General features: G+C 40.6%; 22 protein-coding genes. 17 read left to right on the top strand and 5 right to left on the bottom strand.

Annotation, left to right across the window (positions count from 1 at the left end; genetic code table 11):
• Positions 1-28: 28 nt before the first annotated feature.
• The 6 genes from EO93_RS14615 to EO93_RS14590 all read left to right on the top strand — a co-directional run bounded on the left by EO93_RS14615 (position 29) and on the right by EO93_RS14590 (position 5,802).
• Positions 29-295, top strand: coding sequence for a hypothetical protein (locus EO93_RS14615; RefSeq protein ID WP_200898127.1), 267 nt, complete (start codon positions 29-31; stop codon positions 293-295).
• Positions 296-321: 26 nt separating this feature from the next.
• On the top strand, positions 322-1,158 hold the full coding sequence (locus EO93_RS14610) for a DUF2971 domain-containing protein (RefSeq protein ID WP_048163297.1): 837 nt from the start codon (positions 322-324) through the stop codon (positions 1,156-1,158).
• A gap of 387 nt (positions 1,159-1,545) precedes the next feature.
• Positions 1,546-1,863 carry a multidrug efflux SMR transporter gene (locus tag EO93_RS14605; RefSeq protein ID WP_048163296.1) on the top strand — a complete coding sequence of 106 codons (318 nt, stop codon included), beginning with the start codon at positions 1,546-1,548 and terminating at the stop codon, positions 1,861-1,863.
• A gap of 55 nt (positions 1,864-1,918) precedes the next feature.
• Entirely contained in the window at positions 1,919-2,407 is a 489-nt protein-coding gene (locus EO93_RS14600) for a GbsR/MarR family transcriptional regulator (RefSeq protein WP_048163295.1), read from the top strand.
• Positions 2,408-2,837: 430 nt separating this feature from the next.
• On the top strand, positions 2,838-3,947 hold the full coding sequence (locus EO93_RS14595; protein WP_048163293.1) for an SIR2 family protein: 1,110 nt from the start codon (positions 2,838-2,840) through the stop codon (positions 3,945-3,947).
• Between the two features lie 631 nt (positions 3,948-4,578).
• A complete protein-coding gene (locus EO93_RS14590; protein ID WP_048163292.1) occupies positions 4,579-5,802 on the top strand; it encodes a hypothetical protein in 1,224 nt (407 codons plus the stop codon).
• Between the two features lie 121 nt (positions 5,803-5,923).
• Here EO93_RS14590 and EO93_RS18015 read toward each other — a convergent pair whose 3' ends face one another.
• On the bottom strand, positions 5,924-6,067 hold the full coding sequence (locus EO93_RS18015; RefSeq protein ID WP_200898126.1) for a hypothetical protein: 144 nt from the start codon (positions 6,065-6,067) through the stop codon (positions 5,924-5,926).
• A 265-nt stretch (positions 6,068-6,332) separates the two neighbouring features.
• On the opposite strand from EO93_RS18015, the gene EO93_RS14585 reads away from it, so the two are divergent.
• The 4 genes from EO93_RS14585 (at position 6,333) to thiE (ending at position 9,658) form a co-directional block, all read left to right on the top strand.
• Positions 6,333-7,490 carry a PKD domain-containing protein gene (locus EO93_RS14585; protein ID WP_082107677.1) on the top strand — a complete coding sequence of 386 codons (1,158 nt, stop codon included), beginning with the start codon at positions 6,333-6,335 and terminating at the stop codon, positions 7,488-7,490.
• A 368-nt stretch (positions 7,491-7,858) separates the two neighbouring features.
• The gene (thiM, locus tag EO93_RS14580) at positions 7,859-8,644 is read left to right on the top strand and encodes a hydroxyethylthiazole kinase (RefSeq protein ID WP_048163289.1); all 786 of its coding nucleotides are present in this window, start codon (positions 7,859-7,861) and stop codon (positions 8,642-8,644) included.
• Positions 8,645-8,671: 27 nt separating this feature from the next.
• A complete protein-coding gene (locus tag EO93_RS17825; RefSeq protein ID WP_162198712.1) occupies positions 8,672-8,848 on the top strand; it encodes a hypothetical protein in 177 nt (58 codons plus the stop codon).
• A 111-nt stretch (positions 8,849-8,959) separates the two neighbouring features.
• Entirely contained in the window at positions 8,960-9,658 is a 699-nt protein-coding gene (gene thiE, locus EO93_RS14575) for a thiamine phosphate synthase (protein WP_052735475.1), read from the top strand.
• A 218-nt stretch (positions 9,659-9,876) separates the two neighbouring features.
• On the opposite strand, the gene cysE is transcribed toward thiE, so the two are convergent.
• From cysE to EO93_RS14560, 3 genes are all read right to left on the bottom strand, one after another.
• Positions 9,877-10,848, bottom strand: coding sequence for a serine O-acetyltransferase (cysE, locus tag EO93_RS14570; protein WP_048163287.1), 972 nt, complete (start codon positions 10,846-10,848; stop codon positions 9,877-9,879).
• Positions 10,849-10,984: 136 nt separating this feature from the next.
• Positions 10,985-11,911 carry a cysteine synthase A gene (cysK, locus tag EO93_RS14565; protein ID WP_048163324.1) on the bottom strand — a complete coding sequence of 309 codons (927 nt, stop codon included), beginning with the start codon at positions 11,909-11,911 and terminating at the stop codon, positions 10,985-10,987.
• A 451-nt stretch (positions 11,912-12,362) separates the two neighbouring features.
• On the bottom strand, positions 12,363-12,719 hold the full coding sequence (locus EO93_RS14560; RefSeq protein WP_048163286.1) for a transcriptional regulator: 357 nt from the start codon (positions 12,717-12,719) through the stop codon (positions 12,363-12,365).
• 283 nt (positions 12,720-13,002) lie between these two features.
• Here EO93_RS14560 and nifS point away from each other — a divergent pair, with 283 nt between their 5' ends.
• From nifS to EO93_RS14530, 6 genes are all read left to right on the top strand, one after another.
• A complete protein-coding gene (gene nifS, locus EO93_RS14555) occupies positions 13,003-14,160 on the top strand; it encodes a cysteine desulfurase NifS (protein ID WP_048163322.1) in 1,158 nt (385 codons plus the stop codon).
• A 105-nt stretch (positions 14,161-14,265) separates the two neighbouring features.
• Positions 14,266-14,655, top strand: coding sequence for a Fe-S cluster assembly scaffold protein NifU (gene nifU, locus EO93_RS14550; RefSeq protein WP_048163284.1), 390 nt, complete (start codon positions 14,266-14,268; stop codon positions 14,653-14,655).
• 183 nt (positions 14,656-14,838) lie between these two features.
• Positions 14,839-15,753, top strand: a complete 915-nt coding sequence (gene nadA / locus EO93_RS14545) for a quinolinate synthase NadA (protein WP_048163321.1) — start codon at positions 14,839-14,841, stop codon at positions 15,751-15,753.
• Positions 15,754-16,063: 310 nt separating this feature from the next.
• Positions 16,064-17,431, top strand: coding sequence for an O-phospho-L-seryl-tRNA:Cys-tRNA synthase (gene pscS, locus EO93_RS14540; RefSeq protein ID WP_048132795.1), 1,368 nt, complete (start codon positions 16,064-16,066; stop codon positions 17,429-17,431).
• Between the two features lies 1 nt (position 17,432).
• The gene (locus EO93_RS14535) at positions 17,433-18,812 is read left to right on the top strand and encodes an O-acetylhomoserine aminocarboxypropyltransferase/cysteine synthase family protein (protein WP_082107674.1); all 1,380 of its coding nucleotides are present in this window, start codon (positions 17,433-17,435) and stop codon (positions 18,810-18,812) included.
• A gap of 6 nt (positions 18,813-18,818) precedes the next feature.
• Positions 18,819-20,393 carry a homoserine O-acetyltransferase gene (locus EO93_RS14530; protein WP_048163283.1) on the top strand — a complete coding sequence of 525 codons (1,575 nt, stop codon included), beginning with the start codon at positions 18,819-18,821 and terminating at the stop codon, positions 20,391-20,393.
• Between the two features lie 233 nt (positions 20,394-20,626).
• On the opposite strand, the gene EO93_RS14525 is transcribed toward EO93_RS14530, so the two are convergent.
• Positions 20,627-21,694, bottom strand: a complete 1,068-nt coding sequence (locus EO93_RS14525) for a hypothetical protein (RefSeq protein WP_156161341.1) — start codon at positions 21,692-21,694, stop codon at positions 20,627-20,629.
• Positions 21,695-21,931: 237 nt separating this feature from the next.
• On the opposite strand from EO93_RS14525, the gene EO93_RS14520 reads away from it, so the two are divergent.
• Positions 21,932-22,987, top strand: coding sequence for an IS5-like element ISMets1 family transposase (locus tag EO93_RS14520; protein WP_048138658.1), 1,056 nt, complete (start codon positions 21,932-21,934; stop codon positions 22,985-22,987).
• Positions 22,988-23,006: the final 19 nt, after the last annotated feature.

Here is a 23,006-nt window from a genome sequence, read left to right as displayed (position 1 = left end):
CAATATATTTATAACTTATTTAGAAAGTATGTTCAGGCTGATTCTGTTGTTTATATTGGGAAGGAAGCCACCAATATTAATGAGCAGGCTCTTGAAGTTAAGAAGACTCTGGAATTTATCAATACAAGAGATTATGGATAACATTCTCCAAAAGTCACAATCTGAAGTGGAAGCTATGGGAGTTTCAAGGAGCAGGTTTCAGGGAATAAAGCAGAGGATAAGGGATGGAAATCTCAATTTGAATACTCCGGCAGTTCAACGATTATTGGCCAATAATTTAAAAAAGAAAAATTAATTAGTCTGTATATTATTTACTCTACAATGACTGAGATAGATAGTTCAAATGTCTTTTTTAAATACAGAAAAATAAACAAGAATACTCTTCATACATTAATAAATAATGAATTAATTTTTTCATCTCCTTTTCATTTTAATGATCCATTTGATACTATTATCGACCTTTTTTTTGAGGGAACAGAAGAGGATTTTGAGTTTTTTTTAGGTGATGACTATACAGAAGAAGATTTTGAGTATTTTTATCAGAATCAGGTAAAAAAAGTGAGTGATGAACGTTTTAGATTGATTCAACAAAAAGAAAATGACAAACACTATAATGACCGTCTAAATTTAATGCGTGTGCTTTGTTTAAGTCAAAAGAAAGATGAAATTTTAATGTGGAGTCATTATGCAAATGACCATAAAGGTATTTGCCTTTGTTTTGAAGCTGTTGAAAAAGATGGGGATTTAGGTTTTTATTTTGATTCGAATTTTTTGCCCTTGCTTGAAATAGAATATTCAGATATAATTCCAGCTCCTATAAACATGTTTGAACCAAATATGGAAGGCTTCCTCAATTTTTTTACTACAAAACATTCAAGTTGGAGCTACGAAAAAGAATATAGATTAATTGATGTTCGGAATGATTTTGAAAATCACAATCATGTTGTTAAAAAATTTGATAAAAAATCATTAGTGGGTGTTATATTTGGACTTAATACGTCTATTGAGGATTTAAATCAAATTTATAAATGTTTGAAGACACACTACATTGATAAGGGATTTAATGTTCAAATGTATAAGTGCTTTAAAGCTAAAGGCAAATATGCAGTAGACATACAAAAAATAGATGTTGATTTCTTTATTGAGTCTGAAGAATAGTTATTCTATTTTTGAACCTTCTAAATTTTTTATTTTTCGTAACGAATACATAATCATGTATTTTTAAGAGTTCTGTTTTTTCGCCTTACCTATATCCCCATGATTTAATGCGAGAGGTAGAATTCGAACCCACAAACACCTTCGTCAATTGCTATTATTCCAAATTAATCGAACTCCAGTTTCTGCTCTTTTTTCCGCATTTTTGGCGCTACTGTGGTCATCCTGCTGTACGAGCACATAAACGCAAGCAAAAGCCATGTTGAAGAGAATGTTATGAAAACATCAATCACGTATCAGTTAACGACCGACATTTTACCAAATAATATAAATAAAACTTCTGTATAGTTAGCTTTTAATATTTATTAAAAGTACTGAAAGGTAATATTTATGGAATGGATCTACATATTAATTGCAGGAATATTTGAAACGGGATGGGCTATTGGGTTTAAATATACTGAGGATTTTACCAAATTTTATCCAACGGTTTTTACAGTGGTCAGTTTGATTTTAAGCATGTATTTATTGGAAAAAGCTTTGAGAACATTGCCTGTTGGGACAGGCTACGCGGTCTGGACAGGTATTGGAATAATCGGGACAACAACATTGGGGATAATCTTTCTCAATGAATCAATGAATATGTCCAGGCTTTTTTTTATCGCACTCATTGCTGTTGGAATTGGTGGCCTGAAAATGGTATCAAACTGATTATGCATTATGCCAATATTTTAATAGGATATATTCAGACCCATGGATGAGAAATATGAATGACATTGAAAAAAAGATAATTGACATTGGTCATGAGATCTTTAAAGGTTATGGAGTTGATGATGCCACTGCACAAATTCTATCGATACTTAACTTTGAATCTAATGAAATAAGTATGGAGGAACTGGCAGAGAGAACCGGATATAGCCTTGCTTCTATCAGTCTTAAGATAAAAAATATTGAAATTTTTTGGAGCATAAAAAGAATACATAAGTCTGGATCTCGCAAGACATATCTATATATGGAAAAAAATTTGTTGGATGCTTTTGCTATCCAGATCAGAAATGGTTTTGAAACCGAATTAAACATTGCAAAAATGAAAATAACTCCTCTTATAGAAGAATATAAGAGTGAAGTCACTACTCAAGAGCAAAAAACGAAACTGCATACGTATGAAAATTATCTATCAGAGATCAATAAATTTGAAGAATTGATTCAACAGATATACGATCAAATCAATCGTTTAAAAAAGAATCAAGTTTAAGCTGTTGCTAACTCCCTTTCGAGTTTCTCGTTTTTAGCCCCTAATTTCAGACGATTTTCTACTCCATTCCTCACATTATACAAGGTTTAATAAACAGCGAACCTGTAAACACGTGCTCGGATGTAAGAATTAGATGATGAATAAAATCAAAGTTTTAACCATAATATTAAACACTTATTCGGGGGATCTTTTCCACAACAAACGTTTAGGATTCGATTTTTGAGCTTAAATGGCTGCACATGCACCAGTTTAGGCATTATTCGAATTTCACATAGTAATTAATCTATTGCTATTGATTTTGCGTCTTATTAGTGATTTTTAAGGAGGTCACTGATACAAATTGGCATTTTATGATATAGATTTAATAAATATCTAAAAAATTTCAGAAATATTATATGTAATTAGATGCTGCACTAAATAGTGGTTGGAAATGGATATTAACAGTGATGAGAAAATTTTATTACTCGGTGCCGGTTTTAGTAAAAATTTTGGGGCTCCGCTGGCAAATGAAATGTGGTATCTAATATTTAACCATAAGGAAATTCAGGTTCACTCACGAATAAGAGAGTTAATGTTGAATAATTTTGACTATGAATTTATTTATGATTCTGTGTTAGAAGGTTTTGCAGATAAAGAAGGTTTATTTGGCAAAAAATGTTCATTTATAAAATTTACAGATGAGGAAAAAGATACCATAAGGAAGGCTACAAACTTCGCATATGAACACATTGATAAAGTTTTTACACAGTTCATGAACTATCTAGAAGAGTCCGAACAAGAACAAACACGACAAAAAGAGATACTTACAGGTGTATCTCAATTCATCTCTCTTTTCCAGCAAGTTTATGATTATATGACAACCGATGGAGAATGCTACTGTTTCGCCAATGGAGATAAATTAAAAGTACGCTCGGGGAAAAACTCTTTCATATTTACGCTCAATCAAGATTCATTTTTTGAGAAAGGTTATCATAAAATTTGTGCTGAAATGGATTATCAAAAAATTTGTATCCCAGGAATTAAGGAAGAGCAAGATGGTTCTGATTTAGTTAAGTTACCAAGCAAAGAAGAATTATACGACAATGATATTTTGGCAAAAGAAAATTTTTTTCTAATTAAGCTCCATGGTTCCTACAATTGGGTAGGTTCTGATGGCAAAGAAGCAATGGTTATTGGAAAACATAAAGAAGATCAAATTAGTAAAGAACCTCTTTTGAGCCATTATTTTGAAATCTTTAAAAAAGTACTTTCCCAAAAACAACGTCGATTGCTTATAATAGGTTACGGTTTCGGTGATGATCATATCAATCATGTAATATCAAATGCAGTCGAGAATCATGGCCTAAAAATTTACATTCTTTCTCCCGGATCAATAGAAAAATTAAAACAGAGATTATCCGAAAATTATGAAGATTTCATTAATATCTATAATGGAATTTCAGGTTACTTCCCATACACAGAGATTTTAACAGGAGATCCTGTTCTTGATAAACCCATAAGAGAGTACTTTAATAATGTTTTCTTTGACAGTAATGAATAAACGATATTTTTCCAGATAAATCCATAAAAACAAAGAAGAAAAGAAACAAAAACAGAAAAACAGTCAGGTTAAAGGCAATAGGAGCCTAAATCCTTTTATTACCCCATCAAGCGTGAACGGTACATAAATCTTTGACAATTTTCGTAGTCGCCTTTGCAGTACTTCGATATCACTTCAGCAGGTAACTTACCCTTTTTTGGGGAAACTTCGCATGTATAGGATTCGTTATTGGAATTGGGACTCACTGTTATAAGATAAGAACAACTCATTCAAAACACCTCTAATATATTACTATCTGAATTATCCGTACATACATAAAACAATATCTCTGCTGGGATCTTTAGCATTTAATGTACCGAATGTTTGCGTTTTCATGCTTTAAAGCAAATCTGCTCCAGTGAACTTACCGAGTTGAGAAACAAAAAACACTGAAAACTACTCATTCATTTTGTAAATAACATCAACCGAATATTAAGGGACGAACTACTTTTACAGCATGCCCCTGTTAACTTTTCTGAAAAGCTCTTAATCGATGTTTCATGCACCTGCAATTATAAATAATATCTAATTTTATAATAATCACTGGATAACTGACATACACAAACAAAAGGGAAATGGGGGATTGAAATAGATGAAAAAGAAGGATAATTTATCCTTAACATTTTTGACTTCAGCAGTCCTGGCTTGTTTTTTAATTATCGGCTCATCTGCTGCACAGGTATCTAGCGAGCAAAATGCTTCGGATAATGACTCGGCGGCAAATAATGAATTTCCGTATCCGCGCGGTATGGTTCCGGCATACGGGATGATGGGATGGGAGACAGGCACTCAGTTTTTAACGGATAACGCTACGCTTGTCCACCTCGGATGGAGCACTTCTATAACTCCGCAGCAGTTTGTTGACAACGTAAATAGAGGCAAAGAGCTGGGGATTTCGAAATATCTGGTAGCTACCGGCGGCCCGCAGATGGAGTCTGAAAGCTTCTGGAAAGAAGTCAGGGATCTGGGGGTTACTGATGATGATTTCTATGGGGTGTATTTCCCTGATGAGGAAGGAGACCCTTCAACGCTTATCGCCATGCGCACGGGTATGAAGAAATACTTCCCCGATGCTGTTGCCGGCGATTATTTAGGGGATATGCAGACAGGGCCTGACGATGAGGAATTTATTCCGGGGCTGGATGTCTGTTATTTCACCACCTACACTAAATTTCATCCTGAACGCCCGCACGCCTGGGTATATGGGAATCTTATTGCCAATGCCCCTGACTGGAAAAATGCAGGAAAAACAATATATTTAACAACAGAAGCGTTCGGTCAGGCTCTTGAGGTGAATGATCTGGACCCGGACCTGGATACTGAACAAAAAGTGGCGGGACGTCATGAAAGCCAGATCGTGATGGGAATTCTAGGCGGGGCGCAGGGTGTTTTCTCATATGCTTACAAATACGCCGAAGATACTCCAAACTATGCTGGCTGGGTCAGCTTTAAGCCGAAATATGAACAGGTCTGGCCCTGGATTATGAACGACAACAGGACACTTCTTACAACAAACGTGACCAGCGGCAGGACAAATATCACATCAGATCCGGGCGGCACAATCGATGCAGTTACAGCTTACATATTTACTGATGCAGACGATAGAAAGTTAGTTGTGTCATCAAGTATGCTTGATTTTACCGAAGCAAACGGCACGGCAAATAATGCAACAATTTCCGGCGTGCCAGATGGGACGTATGATGTTTTATGGGAGAACAGAACCGTGAACGTTACTGATGGAACCATCGAAGATACCTGGCAACCATACGAGTACCACTTTTACCAGTTAAAGGCGAACGATACCAGTACCGTATAAGCTCTAAGTGTTACCAGATAAGCTCTAAGTGTTATCAGCGGTTCCGGTTTACTGTTACCAGCAGTCCGGTTTACTGTTACCAGTGGTTCCGGTTTACTGTTACCAGCAGTCCGGTTTACTGTTACCAGTGGTTCCGGTTTACTGTTACCAGCAGTCCGTTTCGGGTTCTTTCACCGCGGGTCGGCAGGTTACTATCTCTGCTGACTCTTCTATCTTTGCTTACTCTCCTGTCTCTGCTTACTCTCCTGTCTCTGCTTACTCTCAACTCTTTCGCTTTCGCTTTTTCTTTTTTCCTGTTTCATTGAGCAGAAGTTCTGGTAAAACCTCTCTACTTTCCCCGGTTTTAGCTTTTAATAACAGATTATTTATCAATCTAAGGATTATGCATATATTTTATAAGAGCTAAATTATATGTGCTGCAAAGCTAAATCAGAAATCTGTTAGTTTTTTTTCAATGGAACATGTGGGGATTGGATATGAAAAATAAAACTCTAGCGATATTTGTAATTTTATTAATTTCTGTTGCACTGGTGACAATTGCATCGGCTGGAACGGAAAATAAGCTCACACAGGATGAGAGGTTAACACTGAGAACATCAATCTATGGCAACTATGTTTTTTGGACAGAGTGTGCCGGGAATGATGTACATGCTTACGATCTAACTACCGGAAACCGGACAGATATTACAGGGAATTCGGCAGGAAGTAATCTTAATGCATACGGAGATAAGGTGGTATGGACCTCGGATAGTGAAGCTGTTTATATGTATGATATTTCTACAGGCAATGAAACTCTTATAGCATCCGGAAGGCGTATTCCTGATATTTACGGGAACTACATAGTCTATACTAATAACTATTATTATGGTGAGGATCACCAAAATGATGGGATTTATCTTTACGATCTCAATACTCACAATGAAACCAGGATCGCTGCGGTTTACAGCTTTCCTGCCATATATGGTAAAAAAGTAGTGTGGTCGCAGGAGAATAGTAGCAATGCTTCTGATATCTACTTATATAATATATCCACTCAACAAACAGGCAAAATAACAACTACAAACAGCTCAATACCCGAATCCGAACTCGATATCTACGGAAATATCGTAGTCTGGACAGAATCAGGCAATATATATATGCATGATATTGCTTCCAACAAAACAACTCAGGTCACCAGTAACGTAAGTGCATATCAGCCTGCAATCTACGCTAACTCGATAGTATATACGATAGGCGATCCTTATAGTGGGGGTAATAAAGACATCTACATGTATGAGATATCTGCTGCCAGGACAACCCGCATAACTAACAGTACCCTTGCATTCAGTCCGTCTGTCTATGGTGATAAAATCGTATATGCAGATTGTCGCAATAATCCGGAATTTTGTGAAGGAAGAGATATTTATCTGTATGATCTCTCAAATACATCGAATAATCTCGTCGCAAATTTCACCGGCAATGTTAGCTCAGGAACTGCACCTTTGAACGTCTCTTTTACCGACACCGGTACAGGAGCACCGGATGCATGGTACTGGGACTTCGGGGACGGAGATATTTCAAACGAACAGGACCCGGTTCATACTTATTTATCAGCAGGAAACTATACCGTCTGTCTGACAGTAAGCAATGTAAACGGTACGGATTCAAAGTTAGCTACAATAAGTGTAAAAAAAGAATTGCAGTGTTAGAAGTGGTAAGGAAGCAGTCACATTAACATGTGGTGATGCCTGAATTTCCTTACAGATGGGCAGGTTCACCCCATTAATCCATTTTTAACATCTGTCCTTTTTTCTATCCTTCTGCCAGTGTTTTAAGAGTCTGTTTTCCGTATAGTGATGACATGACAAAAGCAAGAAACATCGCAATCTACGGAACAGGGTTTTTATACATGGAAAGGATCAAAAATCAGGAGGATTCTTAATTATGAGCCCTTAATACTTGATTACGAATCCTTAATGCTTAACTACAAGTCCTGCCCATTCACTACACGCAGATCTTGCTAATTATTATATACCTATAAGCCACGTAAAATTAAAACGTCTATTGAGGAATACTGATGAAGGACCCACTAAAAACAATAAGGGAAACAAAACCCCTGATTCATCACATCACGAACTGGGTAACTATTTACGACTGCGCAAATATGACAAGAGCTTTTGGTGCGCTCCCTGTAATGGCGCATGCTCCTGAAGAATGTGCTGACATGACAAAGATCTCGTCGGCTCTTGTGCTCAATATCGGAACCCTGACATCCGAAATCATAGATTCCATGCTGCTCTCAGCTGCCGCTGCAAACGAAAAGAAAATACCGGTGGTACTTGATGCAGTCGGCGTTGGAGCTACGAAATTCAGGGATGAAATGGCTGCAAAAATCCTTGGTTCGGTCCACATTGACATCATCAAAGGCAATTACTCAGAAATTGCAAAACTGGCAGGCGAAAAAGCTGAAACAAAAGGCGTAGAAGCAACCGCAATTAATGCCGATCCCGAAAAAGTTGCAAAAGCATTCGCAAAAGCAGAATCCTGCATCGTAGTAATGACAGGAAAAGAAGACATAATAAGTGACGGAAATAAGACATTTATTGTGAAGAACGGGCATGAGCTAATGGGGTCAATTGTCGGGACCGGCTGCATGGCTGCTTCAATAATCGGCTCATTTGCTTCAGTCAATCCGGATTATTGTGATGCCGCCAAAGATGCTTTATGCTACTTTGGAGTTGCAGGAGAACTTGCAGCTGAAAAGTCAAGCGGGCCCGGAAGTTTTAAGGTTCACCTGTATGACGAAGTGTTCAACCTGTCAGATGAGAAAGTAAAGGACATGATGAAAGTCGAAGAAAAATGAATCAGGAAAAAGGGACTTCCACGCGGTTTGCTTAATCTGCCTGGATACTATTCCGGGGTGCTCTGCCAGTACACCCTTGCCAGTGCACCTTTCCATGCCATCCCGAATGGCATCTTCCAATCATTTCCGTCCCGCGCCCAGGCGACCGGGCCGCCGCCTTTGAAGAAACGAATATCTAAATATCAGGCACAGAAAAACCGATAATCACAAATATCAACAATTTACGAGCTGGCTACCTTATTATTATTATAATTATTATAACCAGCTGGATTCTAATTATTTTTAAAACACGTATGCTGAATGGGTTGAAGCATTATGGACCAGGAAAATTCCACTCAAACAAATTTCAATCAGACACCTTTCAACCAGAAAACCTCTCTTTTAAAAGAGATCGACTTTTACCTTGTAACAGACTCTGGACTCTCAAAGAAAGGGACTTTATCCGATGTAAAGGAAGCAGTTGAAGCAGGCTGCAAGATTGTTCAGTACCGGGAGAAAAACAAGAGTACAAAAGAAATGGTCGACGAAGCATCCGAAATCAAAAGAATATGCGGTGAGAGGGCAATCTTTCTTGTAAATGACAGAATTGACGTTGCTCTGGCAGTTGATGCGGATGGCGTTCACATCGGCCAGGACGACATGCAAATTGAAACTGCAAGAAAGCTTCTGGGCTCGGATAAGATAATCGGCCTTACTGTCCACAACGTTGAGGAAGCAATCGAAGCAGAAAAAAGTAGCGCTGATTATTTAGGCCTGGGATCCATATTCGATACTTCCACTAAAAAAGATGCAGGAAAGGGAATTGGTCCTGCCAGAATAAGAGAAGTTAAAAATGCGATAAAAATCCCGGTAGCTGCTATTGGGGGAATAAATAAAGAAAACTGCAAAATTGTAGTTGAAAATGGAGCTGACAGCCTTGTTGCAATTTCCGCAGTAGTTTGCAGCGACGATGTGAAAAGGGAAACCGAATATTTCATAGATATAATTCAAAAAATGAAAAACAGAAAAGTATAAGTGCATTTTTCAGGCAGGACTTAATTCTGTCCTGATTACATCCTCACAGACTTTTTATGGCACTTTTACTTTCTTGCTTTTTCTTTCTCTTTTTACGCTTTTTTGGGAAAGACCGCTCTCCTGCGTCGAGCGTAACAGGAACGACCCGGTATGGCGAATACGGTTGTACGGTCGAAAGATTTGTAATTTAGTCCTCTTGAAACTTCATGGTACAGGGCTTAATGGAATGCCTGTCTGTTGACCTGCCCCCATTTCCAGGGTTCGTCAAGGATATTGACAGTAACCTTTTCTATCCCGTTGACACTCAGAACTTTTCGCCTGACCTGGTCCTTAAGGTATTCGATCATGGGACAGGCACTTGTTGTCAATACAAGGTTTACGTTCACACTTGTTCCCTCCACGATAACTTCCTTGACCAGGCCAAGGTTGACGATATCTATTCCAACCTCAGGGTCGATCACGTCTTTTAGCAGGGAATAAATTTGCTCATCTTCGTTAAGCACGGTTTTTTGCGAGGTTATTGCGGATATGGGCGCGGATATGGGTGAAGATTCCCCATGAGTTTGAAACCGTTCTTCTAACCTGCTTAACCGGTCAAGCATCTGGCTTACCACAGTAAGCACGGGGTCTGACAACTTATCGTGATTCAGCTGCCCCACGAGCCCGGAGGATTGCGGCCCTGCAATCCTGGCAGGAACGCCCACCACGGTAGCTTCGGCTGGGACTGACCGGATCACAACCGAACCCGCGCCTACTTTAGCACCTTTTCCAATAGTAATTGGCCCGAGCACGATTGAACCTGAACCCAGAACCACCTCATTTTCAACAGTAGGATGGCGTTTTGTCCTTTCCAGGGCTGTCCCTCCCAACACAACTCCCATGTATATGAGAACGTCATCACCTACTTCAGCAGTTTCTCCGATTACAACTCCGGACCCGTGGTCAATGAATACCCGCTTCCCGAGCTTTGCTCCGGGATGGATCTCAATGCCTGTGAGCATCCTTGAGATATGAGATGTCAACCGGGCAAGGAAATAGAAGTGTTTGTTCCAGAGAGAGTGCGCTACCCGGTGCATCCAGATAGCGTGCAGCCCCGGATAGCAGCAGAGTACCTCAAGCCTAGACCTTGCGGCCGGGTCTTTTTCAAAAACTGTCCTGATATCTTCTCTGATATCTTCCCAGATTCCCATTGAAATCTTCCAGCATTAATTGTCAAATAAATTAGTTAAAATTGTCAAAAAGATCAATCAAAAAGATCAATCAAAAAGATCAATCAAAAAGATCAATCAAAATTGTCAAATGGATCAGTCATAATTGTCAAATGGATCAGTCAAATAAATCGGTGCTCAGATAACGCTCCCCTGTGTCCGGCAGGATAACAACAATCATTTTCCCGCTCATTTCCTTTCTGGATGCTACCTGCAGGGCTGCGTATACAGCTGCCCCTGAAGATATCCCTGCAAGGATGCCTTCTTCCTTAGCCAGCCTTCTCGCTGTGGCAATGGCATCATCTGCAGTTACCCTGACTATTTCATCGACAAGGTCAAGCCGGAGTACATCCGGAATGAAACCTGCCCCTATTCCCTGGATCCTGTGCGGGCCCGGCTTTCCGCCGCTTAGCACGGGAGATTCGGCAGGTTCGACTGCAACCGCCTTGAAAGCAGGGTTCCTTTTTTTGAGAACACTGGCAATCCCTGTGATTGTCCCTCCTGTTCCCACACCTGCTACAATCACATCCGCTTTTCCGTCCGTATCTCGCCATATTTCCTCGGCAGTTGTCCTGCAGTGGACTTCAGGATTTGCAGGGTTCTGGAATTGCTGGGGTATATAGTAAAGAGCAGGATCTTCTGCAGCCATCTGTTCTGCTTTGTTGACCGCCCCTTTCATCCCTTCAGGCCCGGGGGTCAGGACAAGCTCTGCTCCCAGGGCCTTCAGCAGTTTTCTTCGTTCTACAGTCATTGTCTCAGGCATGACAAGGATGAGCTTATAGCCGCGGGCAGCGCATACACCTGCAAGAGCAATGCCGGTGTTGCCACTGGTAGCTTCAACAATGGTGGTACCCTCTTTGATTTTCCCCTCACGTTCGGCTTCTTCGATCATTGCCAATCCGATTCTGTCCTTTACACTTCCCATCGGGTTAAAGGACTCCACTTTTACCACCACATCCGCATGAAGACCTTTAGTAATGTGATTTAACCGAACAAGCGGCGTGTTACCGATTGTCCGGGTTATGTCTGAGTATATTCGCTCCATATTATCCGCCTTTTTGCTGCAGTTTTTTCCTGAAATTTGCCGTTCTCCATAGTTCATACCGGCTTGAATTGGACCCTCAGTCATACGCTGTAATAAGGAGTATGCAGGGAAATTCACAATTGTGAACTACGTGCGGTCTTAAATATAAAGTTATCGAGCAGACAGTGTACTGTAATGAACTGCAAAGGAAAAACTAAGAGTCTAAAAAGACATCATAGGCGTGATTATAGAAGATGAATATGGAAGATGAATATAGAAGATGAATATGGAAGATGAATATAGAAGAGTCAGTAAGGTGGATGCCAGAATGAGATAAAAGTTTTAAAATAGACTGATAAAATAGACTGATAAAATAGACTGATAAAATAGACTGATAAAATAGACTGATTTAAAGTGAACTTATTAAAAATCAGAATCTGTCATTTCTTTCAGTTCACTTTTTGTTTTCAGTTCACTTTTTAGCTTTCTTCTTTTTAACTGCCGGTTCTTCCGCAACACAGGTGCTACTGCAGTCGCTCTCAATTCCTCTTGCACTTGTACATATCTTGCAGATCCTTGGTACAAAGTCGTCGACTTTATTGTCGATTAAGTCCTGAGCAAGTTTTTCAATCAATTCTTTCGTCTCGCCCTGGAACTCGATCCTGTATCCTCTTTTTCCCGAAATATACTGGGAAACTGCCGACGGAGCAATCCCCAGCAGCTTTGCAGAAGCTGCCTGTGACTGTCCTCTATTTACAAGTTCGATTGCAAGACTGGCCCTTATTGCGGGGACCAGATCCCACACAATCTTCTGACACGGAGTTTCCATGATTATCATCACTTCTTTAGGTTTTACAATTGAGAACGAATATATCTTATATAGATATATATTTATTTTCAGTGTTAAAAATAATAATAAGATTTACCTGCGAAGCAATATTCTCAAGGGGACTGCTGAATTTCAGCTGTTTCATCGGTTCTATCAGGGAAATTTTCCAGGATAAAACTTAAATAGTCACAATTGTTATGTTTATTCACAATTGTTATCATCAGTTATCATCACTCACAATTGTAAAGGTGCAAATGTGACAGTTGAAAACAGGACCATTTACATGGATAACTCTGCTACAACTCCTGCAAGAAAAGAAGTTGTTGAGGAGATGCTTCCCTACCTGACAGAAAACTTCGGAAATCCTTCTTCTATCTATGATCCGGGAAAAATCTCAAAACGTGCGATAGAAAAAGCAAGAAAAAAGGTCGCCGATGCCATCGGGGCTGAAGAAAATGAGATATATTTCACATCCGGAGGCACCGAATCCGATAACTGGGCATTAAAGGGGATAGCCTTTGCAAACAGGAATAAAGGACATCACATAATCACTTCTTCTATTGAACACCATGCAGTCCTTCACACCTGTATCTGGCTGGAAGGGCAGGGATTTGAGGTAACGTACCTGCCGGTGGATAAATATGGAAGAGTGTCCCCTGAGGAGCTGAAAAATGCGATCAGAGCCGACACAATACTCATTTCCATAATGCTTGCGAACAATGAGATAGGGACAATTCAGCCTGTAGAAGAAATCGGAAAAATCGCAAGAGAGAACAGGATATATTTCCACACGGATGCGGTCCAGGCAATAGGCCATGTCCCTATAGATGTCAAAAAAATGAATATTGACCTCCTATCCCTTTCAGGGCACAAATTCGAAGGGCCAAAGGGTTGTGGAGCCCTCTACATCAGAAAAGGAACAAAAATAGAACCTCTTCTCCACGGCGGAGCTCAGGAAAGAAAACGCAGGGCGGGAACCGAGAATGTCCCTGCCATCGTGGGCCTTGGAAAGGCTATAGAGCTTGCAGCAGGCGAGATTGAAGAAACGAATAAAACCCTGCTGGAAATGAGAGAGCGCCTGATTAAAGGGCTTCTGAAACTCCCGAAAACCCACCTCAACGGCCATCCCACAGAGCGGCTTACAAACAACGTAAATGTCACGTTTGAATACATAGAAGGTGAATCCCTTCTGCTTCTGTTAAATGCTAAAGGAATTTTTGCATCCACGGGAAGTGCATGCAACTCTACATCCCTTGAACCCTCGCATGTGCTTACAGCCTGCGGAGTTCCACACGAGATAGTTCACGGTTCTCTGAGGTTGAGCCTTGGAAGGATGAATACCCGGGAAGATGTGGACAGGGTGCTTGAGGTCCTGCCTGAGATAGTGCAGAAACTCAGGAATATGTCGCCATTGACCCCTCAGAATTACAGGACTCTTTGAGAGGCAACTGCAGACTGGTGAGGAAAAACTGCAGGATAATTTGGGTAAAAAGAACCTGACTTTGGAATAATTTGAAAATTGAAAACTAATGTTTGAGGACAAATCATGGATTACAGCGCTAAAGTGATGGACCATTTTTCAAACCCCAGAAATATGGGAAGCATTGAGAACTGCGACGGTGTAGGAGAGGTCGGGAACGCAAAGTGCGGAGATATAATGAAGATCTTCCTTAAAGTCGAGGAAGACCGGATTGTCGATGTGAAGTTCCAGACCTTCGGGTGCGGGGCTGCGATTGCATCAAGCAGCATGGCAACCGAACTCATTAAAGGAAAAACCCTGAAAGAAGCCTGGAAGCTTTCAAATAAAGCAGTTGCAGAGGCGCTTGACGGGCTCCCTCCGATAAAAATGCACTGTTCCATGCTTGCAGAAGAGGCAATCCATGAGGCAATTAATGATTATCTGAAGAAAAACGGACTTGAGCCGTGGACAGAATGAGCCGCAGCATGTTTGAAATTTAAGTTGCTTTGAAAACGGAATTAATTTGAAAACGGAATTAATTTGAAAACGGAATTAATTTGAAAATGAAATCACTTTGAAAACGGAATTAATTTGAAAATGAAATCACTTTGAAAATGAAATCACTTTGAAAACGGAATTACTATGGAAAATGGAATTATTATGGAAGATCAGTTAATTGCAGAGGAAATAAAAAAACTCAAAAAGGAAAGGAATGCCATAATCCTTGCCCACTTTTACACCCGCAGGGAAGTGCGGGAAGTTGCAGATTTTGTTGGGGATTCCCTTTCCCTCTGCAGGGAAGCAGTGAATTCAAAAGCTGAGGTTATAGTTTTTGCAGGCGTCCATTTCATGGCAGAATCAACATCAATTCTTTCCCCGGAAAAGTTAGTCCTTTTGCCTGTCCCGGATGCGGGTTGCCCGATGGCGGATATGGTCACTGTAAAGGCCCTCCGGGAAGAAAAAGAAAAACATCCGGAAGCAGCTGTTGTATGCTATGTAAACAGTTCAGCCGCAGTAAAAGCCGAATCCGATATCTGCTGCACATCTGCAAATGCAATAAATGTGGTAAATTCAGTCGAAAACAGGGAGATTATTTTTGTCCCGGACAAAAACCTTGGCGCATTTGTAGCTCTTCATACCGAGAAAAAGATACATCTCTGGCCAGGATTCTGCCATGTTCACGAGAACATCGGGGATGAGGAGATAAAAGAATTAAAAAAAATGCACCCTGGTGCAGAATTTCTTGCACACCCCGAGTGCAGGCCTGAGGTCCTTAACCTTGCTGACCACATTCTCAGTACCTCAGGGATTATAAAAGAGGCGGAAAAATCAGATTCGACGGAATTCATAATAGGAACTGAAAAGGAAATTGTTAAAAACCTGAACCGAAAATACCCGGATAAAAAATTCTATCCTGCTTCAGAGAAGGCTTTTTGCTATAATATGAAAAAAATCACCCTCGAGTCCATTCTCAACAGTCTCCAGAATATGGAATACGAAGTCCATGTTCCGGAGCATATAAGAGTAAAAGCAAAAAAAGCGCTGGACAGGATGCTTGAGATCCGGGGAAATTGAATCTAAAAGAAAGGATTGCAGGGTTAGAAAGTACTGCAGGGTTCTTTCTTTTAATTTTTCCTGAACTATTTTTCCTAAAGGATCTGTCCCGTATCATATTTTTTCCCGGTTCATTTTTTCTTATTGACGGAAAATTATTTATACTTACATCACAATTGTGATTATGTCTTCACAATTGTGATGATGCGTAAAAAGCAAATGTATGTCAGAATGGCAGAGTGGTTATGCCTCCGGCTGCAACCCGGAGATACGTGAGTTCGATTCTCACTTCTGACTTTGAATAACAGCTGAAAAAGAGGTAGAAGAGAAAATGGTGCAGGATATAAGGGTACAGAAGACGTTTGAAGCCTTGTTTACCCTTGAAGATATAAGGGAGATTTTCAGAGGGACTTTACCCACGGGTCTGAATGAAACCGAAGAACAGGAATTTCAGAAAAAGATCTCGGCTCTCAAAAAAGTAATAAATGAGCTTGAAAGCGGGACAGGAAAGCCCGAAGTTTTCAGGCTTGCAGGAAATCTTCCGGTCAGGGACAGAGAAGAATCCTTCATAAACATCCAGCCTATACAGGCAGCCGGAAAGCTGACCGTTGACGCAAGAAAGGCGCTTATCGCTTATGGAGACGGCTATTCTACCTGTGATTCATGCAAAAAACCTTTCAGGCTCGATAAGATCACAAAGCCTGGAATTGCGGATTTCCATTCCGAACTTGCAGATTTTCTCAATATGGATGAAGCCAGGGTTGTCCCGGGGGCAAGAAGAGGGTTTCAGGCAGTTGCATCTTCTTTACTCGAAAAAGGAGATATTGCCCTCGTCTCTTCCCTTTCTCATTATACCGAGTTTCTTTCTGTGGAAAACGCAGGCGGCATTGTAAAGGAAGTACCCCTGAATGAAAAGAATATAATTACAGCCGAAGCAACCGCAGAAAAAATCGAAGCAATCATCAGAGAAACCGGAAAAACCCCTAAAATCGTGATGATGGACCATTTTGACTACCAGCTGGCAAACGAGCATGAGATAAAGGAAATCTCAAAGGTCTCACACCAGTACGATATTCCGCTTCTCTACAACGGAGCCTATACCGTAGGGGTAATGCCTGTTGACGGAAAAGACCTGGGAGCTGATTTTGTAATAGGGTCAGGCCATAAGAGCATGGCGTCTGCTGCACCGTCCGGGGTTCTTGCAACAACCGAGGAGTGGGCTCCTGTCGTCTTCAGGACAACTCAGATGAAAGGGGACCTTACTGAACGCAAGTTTGGCATAAAAGAAGTTGAAATGCTCGGCTGCACCCTGATGGGAGGGACTCTGTTCTCAATGATGGCGTCTTTTCCGGCTGTAAAGGAACGGGTAAAACACTGGGATGAAGAAGTGGACAAATCCAACTACCTGATGGACAGGCTCCTTTCGATTTCCGGCAGCAAGGTATTGTCCGAATACCCCAGAAAACATGCCCTTTCCAAAATCGATACTACTGACAGTTTTGATACGGTTGCGAAAAGCCATCCGAAAAGGGGCTATTACCTGAGCGACGAACTTTCAAAAAGAGGAATTGTCGGCTTATTCCCCGGAGCAACAAGAGCCTGGAAGCTGAGCACGTACGGGCTTTCCCGGGACAGAGTAAAGTACCTGGGAGATTCCCTGGTCGAGATAGCAGAGAAATACGGTCTGGAGGTTAGATGAGATGACGGACGAAAACGGAAACAAGAATGAAAAAGCAAGTAAAGAAAGTAAGGAAATCAAAGAAAATACGGGAAGTAAGGAAAATAAGGAAAGCCTGAAAAAAAAGAGGTTTGAAAATCTTGGAGTTTCTACTTTAGCCGTGCATGCAGGAACAACACCTGATCCGGCTACAGGAGCAAGGTCAGTTCCGATTTATCAGACCGCAGCGTATGTGTTCAAAGACACTGAAGAAGCAGCCGACCTCTTCGGGCTTAGAAAAGCAGGCAATATTTATACGCGCCTGATGAACCCCACAACCGATGTCTTTGAGAAAAGGATCGCTGCCCTTGAAGGAGGCATAGGCGCCCTTGCAACAGCCTCAGGGATGGCTGCAATTACAACGGCTCTTCTCACCTTTACAAAACCCGGAGACGAGATCGTTTCAGGGGACAAGCTCTATGGAGGGACCTATGAGCTCTTCAATTATACTTTCCCCAAACTCGGAAGAACCGTAAAATTCGTAGACTCAAGCAGCCCCGAGGAATTTAAAAATGCAATCTCCGAAAACACAAAAGCCCTGTATGTGGAATCAATAGGAAACCCGGGACTTGATGTGGCCGACCTTGAAAAACTTGCAGAGATCGCCCATGCAGCAGGAATCCCCCTTGTCGTGGACAATACCGTTTCTCCTTTGATCTTAAGGCCAATAGAACACGGAGCAGATATAGTCGTATGTTCCGCAACAAAATTCATAGGAGGGCACGGGACTTCGATAGGTGGGGTAATTATTGACTCCGGAAACTTTGACTGGAGTCCTGAGAAATTCCCTGAGATCTGCGATCCCGACCCCGGATACCACGGCCTGAAATATAAGGAAGCCTTCGGAAAGGCAGCTTTTATTGGAAAAGCAAGGGTGCAGTTCATGAGGGATACCGGAGCCTGCCTTTCCCCTTTTAACTCATTCCTGTTCACGCTGGGGCTTGAGACTCTCCCCCTTAGAATGAAAAAACACTGCGACAACGCCCTTGCAGTTGCAAAGTTCCTGGAGGACCACCCGAAAGTTTCCTGGGTCTCCTATCCGGGCCTTGAGTCTCACAGGAGCCATGAGCTTGCAAAGAAATACCTCAAGTCAGGTTCCGGAGCAATAGTAGGCTTTGGGATTAAAGGCGGAATCAATGAGTGCAAAACGTTTATTGAAAGCCTTGAGGTCTTTTCCCACCTTGCAAATATCGGGGATGCCAAAAGCCTTGTAATCCATCCGGCTTCAACCACCCATGAACAGCTGTCAAAAGAAGAACAGCTGGCATGCGGAGTAACTGAAGACTTCATCAGGCTTTCCGTAGGAATCGAGGACGAAAAAGACCTGATTTTCGACATCGAACAGGCACTTTCAGAGGTTTGAGCGAGCATGGCAGTTTCCGGGAGTTCTTCGAAATCTAAATCTAAAAAACTGTTTTCGGAAAAAAAAGGCCAGAGCATCGGGATAGTCCGCTCAATGAACTATAAAATCCCGGGAACCTTCAGCCTTGAGAGCGGAAAAACCCTTTCCGGCGTCAGGATAGAGTACGAAATGTACGGGAAGCCGAATGCCGATAAGAGCAACGTTATCCTGATCTGCCACGCCCTTACGGGAGATGCCCATGCTGCCGGGTTCCATACAGGCGACAGAAAACCCGGCTGGTGGGACATTGTAATAGGTCCCAATAAAGCGTTTGACACTGAAAAATACTGCATCATCTGTTCAAACATACTGGGCGGCTGTAAGGGCTCCACAGGCCCTTCTTCCATAGACCCCGAAACCGGAAAAAATTACGGCATCTCCTTTCCCGTAATTACGATTAAGGATATGGTAAACGCCCAGAAAAGACTGGTCGAGCACCTCGGAGTAAAACAGCTTTTTGCAGTTGCAGGCGGCTCAATGGGCGGAATGCAGGTGCTCCAGTGGACGGTCAGCTACCCCGACATGATAAAAAAAGCAATTGCAATAGCGACCACAGCTTCCACAACCCCGCAGCAAATAGCATTCGGAGCAATCGGCAGGAAAGCCGTAACCGATGACCCGAAATGGAACGGGGGAAACTACTACGGGAAAGAAATCCCAGCACAGGGCCTGGCCCTTGCCCGGATGATCGGGCATATAACATACCTGAGTGACGCTTCAATGCAAAAGAAGTTCGGAAGGCTTCAGCAGGATGCGGATGCAGCAGGCATAACCGGCAAGAATTTCTCTGAACTCTCCCTGGATGTTTCACCGAATGCCTCTCCTGATCTTGCTCCAAACTTCCAGGTTGAGAGTTACCTGAACTACCAGGGAGACAATTTCACGAAGCGTTTTGATGCCAATTCCTACCTGTACATTACAAAAGCTGTGGATTACTTTGACCTTTCAAGGAACGGCTCCCTTATAGAGGGCTTTTCCGGAGTTACTGCAAAGTACCTTGTAATTTCCATATCCTCGGACTGGCTCTATCCCCCTTACCAGTCACAGGAAATAGTCTCGGCTCTTACTGCAAACGGAGTTGATGCCAGGTACGAGGAAATCAGGTCTCAATACGGACACGACGCCTTCCTGCTTGAAGAGGGACAGCTGAACTACATGATAAGGAGCTTCCTCTCGCAGATCCTCGTAAGCGACGTTATGAACCGGAATTTCTATTCGGTCTCAAGAGACGAAACAATCGAGCACGCATCAAGGCTCATGGTAAAAGAACGTGTGAGCCACCTGCCAGTCATATCAGAGGACGGAAAGCTTGAAGGCATCGTCACCTCGTGGGACATTACAAAAGCAGTAGCCTGCAAAATCAACGAGCTGGACGAAATTATCACCCGGGATGTCAGGTACGTATATGAAGACGAAAGGATTGAGAAAGCGTCCTCAATAATGGAAGATTACTCAATTTCCGCACTTCCGGTCATAGATTCCGAGCACCGCGTAATAGGCCTTGTTACAAGCGAAAGCATAAGTGCCCTTATTTCTAAGTAAACGTGTAAACATATTGAATAGTCAATGCATTCTACGTAGGCCTTATAATTCTTCTAGTGGCAGCCATAGTAGCATATGTTGCAGTTAGTGACTAATTTAGATTGACGTTTGATTAAAGTGTTTTCTTGTATCTTATTACTAATAAAGCAAAGTCCAGATTTTGGAGGCTCTCAAACTGTCTTTGTATAATTTAGCTCCAAAAACAAGAAGATTAAAGAGAAAAAAAGCCGATATTATATTCCGAATAGTGTTTTGAAATAAGAAACCGCCTCTGATAATGCGGGTATTTTGCTAACATTTTTGTATAGTATACCGCTCTCTAGAATAAGGTTTTTTATTAACGAGACATCCGAATTTATTTTTTTGGTTGCATCTAACGCTTGCTCAAATTTACCTTTGATTTGCGATTTTTCGTTTGATTCAGCGTCCAAATTTTCTACATTTGCAACTACCATAGACAGCTTACTGATAAGTTCTTGCGTCTGTGCACTATCTAAATGTATTTGCGCTGCTGTTGAGTGTGATACAGATGCATAGTCACCTAATGCCATGTTACCATTATTATAAAGATTAAGATTATTTATATTCATAGTATTACTCCCTATTTTTGACAAACCTTCTTTAACTTCCCAAGCTTCCTTACTAACATAAAATCTATAAGATCGGTCGAACTTTATAAATAAAAAGTAGAAATCAATTTTGTCGTTAGAGTTAGTATTTAAAAATTCTCTTCTAAGAAAATCCTCAATATAAAGATCGAAGACATCGTTATTTTTTATCCCGATCATTTTGTTGAATATCAATTTACCATTGTAATTAATACAAAATTTGCAGCCATCTAAAGAACCATACCCATCATTAAAAATGGATATTTTTCCATCTCTTATTGCAATTTTTGTAATTAATGGAAAAAATAAGTATCCACGTTTATCGTTAAGAAGTTCATCATAACGATTAGGCTTCAAATTAGTTTCTAATAAGTATTGTTCCACATTATCTTGCGAATAAACCATTTTTGTTATATCACAAATATTAAACATAGTATAGTATTGATACACCTGATTTAGTTTCGAGATTGAAAGACATAAATCATTGTCGCTGAGTTCTTGTTCTGAATTAATTAAAATCTGTCTGTACTTATAATGTAGTAAATCCAAAATTTGCACTTTATGTCTTCCAAAATATTCAATGGGAATAATAGACTTTGGACTCCTTCCAAGGAAAATATTCCCACTTGGAGAAGGTTTTGAAATTGAGATGTCAACTTCTTCAATTAATTCGTTTTGGATTATTATTCTCATACAATTACACAATACTTGGATCCAAATGCTATCATTGTTACTCAATAATATACTTATAGGGTCCTCTTAAACTCACTCTTTAACTGGAACTTATTTTCCATTTTTTCTGCCAATTAAGCCAGAGAATAGTTTCCCCAAAAAAAGTACATCTTATTTTTGATCTAAAATCTAATTAAGACCTTAAGAAACCGTAAATTTTATTGAGGAGGACTTACAATCCTCCTCTGGCGATATATTATGAAAGCTCCGCTTATACCACTAAACGAAGATTTCAAATGGAAATTGTTATCCGAAATATTAAACGTTTTTGATCTGAGATCTTGCAGGCAAATTCTCACAAGGAGGGGCATTCTGCCCCTCCAGAAATCAGTGCCTGCTATTAAAATTGTACTCCTGAGCATGTTTTTTTCCTGTGAAATTTCCTATTCTATCAGAGAATTAAAAGAAAGGGAAAGCTTGAGAAACTTTTTAAAAATCAGTTCAGTACCAACTGAAAATGAAATTTATGGCGTTCTGAGTAAATATGAACCAAACCAGTTTACTTATTTTGTTTTTGAACTCTTGAACGAATTATGCCCTGAGAGAAAAAACGGATCAAGAGGCATTATCATTGACAGTACTGACATAAACCTTAACCTGAACTGGCATGCAAAAAAGATTACCAAAAAAAGCCTGGAAAACAAAGAATACAAGTGGGGCCACTCAACACACAGAGGATTCTTCATTGGCATGAAACTGACTCTTGCACTTGAATATCAAACATTGAAACCTTTAGCGTTTCTGATTAATGAAGCAAATGTACCAGAAACTAAAATTTATCCCGAAATACTTAAAGAACTCAAAAGACGGAGAATATTAAAAGCAGGAGACATTGTTTATGCTGATAGAGGATACTATTCCTATGAAAACTACGTTATATCTGTCAGAGAGTTCAAGGTTGTACCTTTAATTTTTCCAAGGAAAAACTGTAATTTTAAGAAACTTTTCAATATGCTGAGATATCCTCTGAAAATATTTGATTCAAGAAGAGACACTGAAAAAGAAATAAAAATCTACAAAGAAATAATTGCAAAATTTAAAGAGTTAATAAGCAAATGGAAAGAGTTCAGACCTGTGAGATCAATCATAGAAGATATATTCAAATTGGCGAAGAAAGCATACTCTATGGAGGATTTGCACAGATATACAAGGAGTTCTGTCCAAAAGTACTGCTCTTTAGCTGTACTTTTAGTGGGGATAACTGTAAATTACGGCATTAAAGAAAGGAAGGAATTACAAGCTTTCTCTGAGTAACGAAGTAAAGAGGGGGCTA

This window comes from Methanosarcina sp. 1.H.A.2.2 (assembly GCF_000979975.1).
Classification (GTDB): domain Archaea; phylum Halobacteriota; class Methanosarcinia; order Methanosarcinales; family Methanosarcinaceae; genus Methanosarcina.
Note: the sequence above shows the minus strand (reverse complement) of the source record. Positions and strands in the feature narration are given on the sequence as shown.

What these genes read in the sequence shown, in the direction of transcription:
- EO93_RS14615 (WP_200898127.1), top strand. Translation starts at nt 29, where the DNA reads ATGTTCAGGCTGATTCTGTTGTTTATATTGGGAAGGAAGCCACCAATA.
- EO93_RS14610 (WP_048163297.1), top strand. Translation starts at nt 322, where the DNA reads ATGACTGAGATAGATAGTTCAAATGTCTTTTTTAAATACAGAAAAATA.
- EO93_RS14605 (WP_048163296.1), top strand. Translation starts at nt 1,546, where the DNA reads ATGGAATGGATCTACATATTAATTGCAGGAATATTTGAAACGGGATGG.
- EO93_RS14600 (WP_048163295.1), top strand. Translation starts at nt 1,919, where the DNA reads ATGAATGACATTGAAAAAAAGATAATTGACATTGGTCATGAGATCTTT.
- EO93_RS14595 (WP_048163293.1), top strand. Translation starts at nt 2,838, where the DNA reads ATGGATATTAACAGTGATGAGAAAATTTTATTACTCGGTGCCGGTTTT.
- EO93_RS14590 (WP_048163292.1), top strand. Translation starts at nt 4,579, where the DNA reads ATGAAAAAGAAGGATAATTTATCCTTAACATTTTTGACTTCAGCAGTC.
- thiM (WP_048163289.1), top strand. Translation starts at nt 7,859, where the DNA reads ATGAAGGACCCACTAAAAACAATAAGGGAAACAAAACCCCTGATTCAT.
- thiE (WP_052735475.1), top strand. Translation starts at nt 8,960, where the DNA reads ATGGACCAGGAAAATTCCACTCAAACAAATTTCAATCAGACACCTTTC.
- cysE (WP_048163287.1), bottom strand. Translation starts at nt 10,848, where the DNA reads ATGGGAATCTGGGAAGATATCAGAGAAGATATCAGGACAGTTTTTGAA.
- cysK (WP_048163324.1), bottom strand. Translation starts at nt 11,911, where the DNA reads ATGGAGCGAATATACTCAGACATAACCCGGACAATCGGTAACACGCCG.
- EO93_RS14560 (WP_048163286.1), bottom strand. Translation starts at nt 12,719, where the DNA reads ATGGAAACTCCGTGTCAGAAGATTGTGTGGGATCTGGTCCCCGCAATA.
- nifS (WP_048163322.1), top strand. Translation starts at nt 13,003, where the DNA reads ATGGATAACTCTGCTACAACTCCTGCAAGAAAAGAAGTTGTTGAGGAG.
- nifU (WP_048163284.1), top strand. Translation starts at nt 14,266, where the DNA reads ATGGATTACAGCGCTAAAGTGATGGACCATTTTTCAAACCCCAGAAAT.
- nadA (WP_048163321.1), top strand. Translation starts at nt 14,839, where the DNA reads ATGGAAGATCAGTTAATTGCAGAGGAAATAAAAAAACTCAAAAAGGAA.
- pscS (WP_048132795.1), top strand. Translation starts at nt 16,064, where the DNA reads ATGGTGCAGGATATAAGGGTACAGAAGACGTTTGAAGCCTTGTTTACC.
- EO93_RS14535 (WP_082107674.1), top strand. Translation starts at nt 17,433, where the DNA reads ATGACGGACGAAAACGGAAACAAGAATGAAAAAGCAAGTAAAGAAAGT.
- EO93_RS14530 (WP_048163283.1), top strand. Translation starts at nt 18,819, where the DNA reads ATGGCAGTTTCCGGGAGTTCTTCGAAATCTAAATCTAAAAAACTGTTT.
- EO93_RS14525 (WP_156161341.1), bottom strand. Translation starts at nt 21,694, where the DNA reads ATGAGAATAATAATCCAAAACGAATTAATTGAAGAAGTTGACATCTCA.
- EO93_RS14520 (WP_048138658.1), top strand. Translation starts at nt 21,932, where the DNA reads ATGAAAGCTCCGCTTATACCACTAAACGAAGATTTCAAATGGAAATTG.